General features: G+C 65.3%; 2 protein-coding genes. One reads left to right on the top strand and one right to left on the bottom strand.

All coding sequences use genetic code 11. The features are described from left to right. Positions 1-358, bottom strand: a 358-nt coding sequence (locus tag HG543_RS53600) for a RomY N-terminal domain-containing regulatory protein (protein ID WP_500690517.1), incomplete at its 3' end; no start/stop codon positions are given. A 272-nt stretch (positions 359-630) separates the two neighbouring features. Here HG543_RS53600 and carF point away from each other — a divergent pair. After that, on the top strand, positions 631-1,474 hold an 844-nt coding region (gene carF, locus HG543_RS53595), incomplete at its 3' end, for a plasmanylethanolamine desaturase (protein ID WP_169352668.1).

Raw genomic sequence — 1,474 nt, 5'->3', positions numbered from 1 at the left:
GGGCCAGGGGCTGACCGGGCTGCATCTTCACCGGGGCCGCGTCCGTCTCGAGCTGGCCCGGCTGGTAGCTGCGAGCCGTGGACTCGTAGCTGTCGTACACGCCGTTGATGAGGTTGCGCAGCATCTCCTTGTGCTGCTCCTCCATCAACTCGCGCACGACCTCCGACAGGTTCTCCGCGTTGAGGATGTCCGCGTAGGACGTCTTCTTGGACGCGAGGATGTTCCCGCCCACGAACAGGTGGGTGATGATGTGGGGATTGTTGATGCCCGAGTCCTCGGTCTGGACGTGGTAGACCTTCCCCTTGTGCTTGATGTTGTGGTTGAAGCCGGTGACGGCTTTCTCGAAGGTTTTCGTCATCGCCGAGGCTGCGGACCGTACCAGCCGGGTCCCCACGACACAAGGTAAGCGTCAGCCTCTGTTCGCATCTCGTGTCCGCGCGCCTGCTCTCCGGGCACGAAGCGGGCTCCGCCACGCCTCCTCCACCCCACCGCGGAGCCCACGCCCGGAACCCACCAGCCGTGCGAGCCCTCGAACTTGCACCCCCGTCCGTTGAAAAGCCGAAAGCGGCTGGGGTACGTACAGCCTGACGTGCATGGTGCCCAACGGTGCCTACGTCCAGGACTCCACGGATGAAGAAAAACGAGATCAAGAACAAGGTGCGCCAGCAGGACGCCCAGGTGCTGGCCCAGGGCTATTCGCCCGCCATCCGCGCGATGGAGATTGCCTCCATCGTCACCTTCATCTCGCTGGAGCTGGCGCTGGTGTACCGGCTCTGGGGCAACCCGCACACCGGCACGTGGCTGCTCTTGAGCGCGGTGCTGCTGGGCTATCTCGCCGCGGACTTCGTGTCCGGCTTCGTCCACTGGATGGGTGACACCTGGGGCTCCACGGAGATGCCGGTGCTGGGCAAGGCCTTCATCCGGCCCTTCCGCGAGCACCACGTGGACGAGAAGGCCATCACCCGTCACGACTTCGTGGAGACCAACGGCAACAACTGCCTCATCTCCATCCCCGTGGCCATCATGGCCGTGGCCATGCCCATGAGCGGCCCGGGCTGGGTGTTCGCCTCGGCCTTCCTGGGCGCGATGATCTTCTGGGTGATGGCCACCAACCAGTTCCACAAGTGGTCGCACATGGACGCGCCGCCGCCGGTCATCGGCTTCCTGCAGCGCGTGCACCTGATTCTTCCGCCGGACCACCACCGCATCCACCACACGGCGCCGTACAACAAGTACTACTGCATCACGGTGGGCTGGCTGAACTGGCCGCTGAACGCGGTGCACTTCTTCCCGCTGGCGGAGCGGCTCGTGACGTGGGCCACCGGCCTGCTGCCGCGCCGGGACGACATCGGCGACGAGGCCGCGCTCGCGCTGGTCAAGGTGCAGGACACCACCGAGGCCCCCGTTGTCCAGGTGGCCAAGGAGCTGCTCAACAAGGCCGCCGAGGAGACCACCTGTCTCTTAGACACATCTC

Source organism: Pyxidicoccus fallax, assembly GCF_012933655.1.
Lineage (GTDB): Bacteria > Myxococcota > Myxococcia > Myxococcales > Myxococcaceae > Myxococcus > Myxococcus fallax.
Note: the sequence above shows the minus strand (reverse complement) of the source record. Positions and strands in the feature narration are given on the sequence as shown.